Raw genomic sequence first — 3,948 nt, forward strand, 5'->3', positions numbered from 1 at the left:
GTCCAGCCGCAGCGGCGCCGCCGCGGCCGAGGCCGCCGCGCAGGAGACCGGCACGCGCTTCCAGGTCGCGCTGCACGGCGTGTCGGGTGCCGACCATGCGGCGGTGCGCGCCTCGCTCGCCGATGCCGACGTGGTGCTGGCCTGCGCCGCGGCCGGCGTGCAGGTGGTCTCGCCCGAGGACCTGAAGGCAGCGAAGCGGCTCAAGGTGGCGGCCGACGTCAATGCCGTGCCGCCGGAAGGCATCGCCGGCGTCGGCGTGATGGACGACGGCAAGCCGCTGGCCGGCAGCTCTGCCGTGGGCATCGGCGCGCTCGCGGTGGGCAACGTGAAGTACCAGACGCAGCACCGCCTGCTGGTGCAGATGCGCGAATCCGACAAGAAGGCGCTGGTGCTCGGCTTTCCGGAGGCGTTCGCCACCGCGCGCGCGTTCCTCGCGGAGCGCGCGGCCGGCGAAGCGGTTTGAATCGCCCATCCGCCGGCGTGATCGCCGTCGCGGCGCTGTCCGCCCGCATGATGGCCGAGGCCGCCGTGCGCGACGGCTTCGACGTGGTCGCACTCGACCTGTTCGGCGATGCCGACACGCGCCGCGCCRCCTCGCGCTGGATGAGCCTGGGCGAGCCCGCCACGCTCGCGATCGACGACGCGCGCACGCTCGCGGCACTCGGCGAGCTGGCGCAGCGCGGCGACGTGCGCGGCTGGGTCGCCGGCAGCGGCTTCGAGGGCCGGCCGCGGCTGCTGGCCGAAGCGGCGCAGCTGCTGCCGCTGGTCGGCACGCCGGTGTCGGCGGTGTGCCGCGTGCGCGACCCGGCACTCTTCTTCGGCTTCCTCGCGTCGCATGGCATCCACCACCCACCGGTGCGGCTGGGCGCCTTGTCGCGCACGCTGCCGGACGACGGCTCGCACTGGCTGACCAAGGACGCGCTGGGCAGCGGCGGCTGGCAGGTGAGCTGCGCCACGCCGCAGCGGGTGGCCGAGATGCCGGCGCAGCACTACCTGCAGCAGGAGGCGCCCGGCGTGCCGATGTCGGCCACCTTCATCGGCAATGGCCGCCGCGCGGCGCTGCTCGGCTTCAACGAGATCACGGTGCGCCGCTTCGGCACGCGGCCGTTCGTGTTCTGCGGCGTGGTCGGGCCGGTGCCGCTCGAAGGCCGCGCCGCAGCGCAGGCACGCGCCGCCGTCGACGCGCTGACCGCCGGCTTCGAACTGCGCGGCCTGTGCAGCCTCGATTTCATGCGCGACGGCGACGAGATCGCGGTGCTCGAGGTCAACCCGCGCCCGCCGGCCAGCATGGCCTTGTACGGCGACGGCGTGATGGCGGCCCATGTGCAGGCCTGCCTGCACGGCGTGCTGCCGGCACCGCGCACCGGCCGGGATCCCATCAACGGCACCGAGATCGTGTTCGCACGCCACGGCGGGCGGGTCGACGAGGCGCTGGCGCAGCGGCTCGCTGCCTGGCCCGGGGCGCACGACCTGCCGTGCGCCRGCACGCGCGTCGCGGCCGGCGACCCTTTGTGCAGCCTGAGCACATGCAGCCTGAGCGCGAGCGGCGACGATCCCGAGGCGGTGAGAGACAGGCTGCACCGCGCCCGCGAGGCCTTGCTGGACACCCTGGAGACAGCACCATGAGCGACACGATCCTGAGCGTCAACGCGCGGGCGCGCCCGCTGGTCGAGCGCCTGCTCGCCGACGCCGATGCCCTGCAGGTCACGGTGCGCCGCGACGACCGCGGCGTGTGCATCGTCGATGCCGGCATCGAGGCGCGCGGCAGCATCGCCGCCGGCCTGCTGATCGGCGAGATCTGCATGGGCGGGCTGGGCCAGGTCGGCCTGCGTGCCGGCGCGCAGCACGGCTGGCCCACCTGGATCGAGGTGCGCAGCTCGCAGCCGGTGCTGGCCTGCCTGGGCAGCCAGTACGCCGGCTGGAGCCTCGCGGCCACGAAGGAGGAAACCGGCGGCAAGAAGTTCTTCTCGCTCGGCTCGGGCCCGGCGCGCGCGCTGGCCGGCAAGGAAGCCCTCTACCAGGAACTCGGCTACCGCGACCGCGCCGACTGCGGCGTGCTGGTGATGGAGGTCGACCGGCCGCCGCCGCCGGTGATCATCGACAAGCTGCTGCACGACTGCGCACTGAAGCCCGAGGGACTGACGATCATCCTGACGCCGACCACCAGCCCGGCCGGCACGACGCAGATCGTCGCGCGCGTGCTGGAGACGGCCTTGCACAAGGCGCACACGCTGGGCTTCGCGCTGCACCACGTCGTCGACGGCGTGGCCACCGCGCCGCTGCCGTCGCCGACACCCGACGGCGTGCAGGCGATGGGCCGCACCAACGACGCGATCCTCTACGGCGGCCAGGTGCACCTGAGCGTGCGCGGCGACGATGCGGCCGCGCTGGCGCTGGCTCGGCACCTGCCGTCCACCACATCGAGCGACCATGGCCGCTCGTTCGCCGACATCTTCAAGGAGGCCGGCTACGACTTCTACAAGATCGACGCCGGCCTGTTCGCACCGGCCGAGGTGTGGGTCAGCAACCTCGACAGCGGCCACACCTGGCATGGCGGCGCGCAGAACATGGCGCTGCTGCGGCAGCTCTGGCTGCAGGAGCTGTGATGCGCATCGCGATCATGGCGGACGAAACCGGTTGGCATACACGTCAACTGCAAGCGGCCCTGCGCGCACGCGGCGCGGTCGGCCGCTGCATCGACCTCGCCGATTGCCACATCGACACCACGCTCGCGTGGCACGGCCTCGCGCTGCCCGGCTTCGGCCGCGGCCTGCCCGATGCGGTGCTGGTGCGCGGCATCGCCGGCGGCAGCTTCGAGCAGGTCACCAAGCGGCTGGGCGTGCTGCATGCGCTGCGCGAACTGGGCGTGCCGGTCTACAACGATGCGCGGGCCATCGAGCGCAGCGTCGACAAATCGATGACCAGCCTGCTGCTGCATGCGGCCGCTGTGCCGACGCCCCCCACCTGGGCCACCGAATCGCAGGCGCATGCGCAGCGCATCGCGGTGCGCGAGGGCGCGGCCGGCCATGCGCTGGTGCTGAAGCCGCTGTTCGGCTCGCAGGGCAAGGGGCTGCAGCTGGTCGGCGAGGTCGACGGCGTGCACCATGCGCTGCCCGCGCTCAGCGCGGGCTTCGGCTCGCTCGCCTACCTGCAGCGCTTCGTGCCGGCCGCCACCACGCCGGGCTTCGACTGGCGCGTGCTGGTGGTGGGCGGCCACGCGATCACCGCGATGCGCCGCGTCAGCGAGCACTGGATCCACAACGTCGCGCAGGGCGCGCGCTGCGAACCGGCGGCGCTCACGCCCGACCTCGCGCAACTCGCCGAGCGCGCGGCGCAGGCGCTCGACATGGACTACGCCGGCGTCGACCTGATCCCGTCGGTGGAAGGAACGCAGGTGATCGAGGTCAACGGCGTGGCGGCCTGGCAGGGCCTGCAGCGCGTGACGGGCTTCAACATCGCGCGCGCGATCGTCGACGACCTGCTGGACCGCAAGTGCGCCGGCCTGCGCGCGCTCGACGCCGACGCGGCCGGGCGCTGCGCGTGAACGGATGACCGGGGATCCGAAGGCCGCCTTCCTGTGCGCCTGCACGCTCGACGTGGCGGTGCGCAAGCCGGGCAACGTGAGCCTGCAGTCGGCCGGCCACCGCATGCAGGCCGCGATGTTCCTCGACAGCGCAATGGCCGCGGCCGGGCCGCTGTTCACGCGCGGGGCCGGCGTCGGCGAGCGCATCGAGGCCGCGGTGGACGCCAGCTGGTCGGTGGCGCACTGCAACACGAACCTCGGCATCCTGCTGCTGTGCGCACCGATCGCCGTGGCGGTGGAGCGGCATCCCGGCGCGACACGCCCGGCCGCGTTGCGCGAGGCCCTCGCCGAGGTGCTGGCCGGCCTGAGCCTTGCCGATGCGCAGCACGCGTTCCGCGCGATCGCCCGCGCCAACCCCGGCGGGC

Annotated in this window: 5 protein-coding genes; all 5 read left to right on the forward strand. The window is 73.6% G+C overall.

Going from position 1 to position 3,948, the window contains the following annotated elements:
- The coding region (locus AC1D1T_RS30785; RefSeq protein WP_477993204.1) for a Rossmann-fold NAD(P)-binding domain-containing protein at positions 1-463 on the forward strand (463 nt) is incomplete at its 5' end.
- On the forward strand, positions 460-1,626 hold the full coding sequence (locus AC1D1T_RS30790; RefSeq protein WP_477993205.1) for an ATP-grasp domain-containing protein: 1,167 nt from the start codon (positions 460-462) through the stop codon (positions 1,624-1,626). The genes AC1D1T_RS30785 and AC1D1T_RS30790, both read left to right, overlap by 4 nt.
- Complete coding sequence (mch, locus tag AC1D1T_RS30795) at positions 1,623-2,606, forward strand: methenyltetrahydromethanopterin cyclohydrolase (RefSeq protein ID WP_477845453.1); 984 nt, start codon at positions 1,623-1,625, stop codon at positions 2,604-2,606. The genes AC1D1T_RS30790 and mch overlap by 4 nt, the downstream gene beginning before the upstream one ends.
- Positions 2,606-3,544, forward strand: coding sequence for an ATP-grasp domain-containing protein (locus AC1D1T_RS30800; protein ID WP_477829045.1), 939 nt, complete (start codon positions 2,606-2,608; stop codon positions 3,542-3,544). Before mch ends, AC1D1T_RS30800 begins: the two co-directional genes overlap by 1 nt.
- A gap of 4 nt (positions 3,545-3,548) precedes the next feature.
- Positions 3,549-3,948, forward strand: a 400-nt coding sequence (locus AC1D1T_RS30805; RefSeq protein ID WP_477993206.1) for a triphosphoribosyl-dephospho-CoA synthase, incomplete at its 3' end; no start/stop codon positions are given.

The organism is Rhizobacter sp. P2_H3 (assembly GCF_056403355.1).

Excerpts from the sequence above, each read along its gene's own strand:
- mch (WP_477845453.1), top strand. The coding sequence starts at position 1,623 with ATGAGCGACACGATCCTGAGCGTCAACGCGCGGGCGCGCCCGCTGGTC.
- AC1D1T_RS30800 (WP_477829045.1), top strand. The coding sequence starts at position 2,606 with ATGCGCATCGCGATCATGGCGGACGAAACCGGTTGGCATACACGTCAA.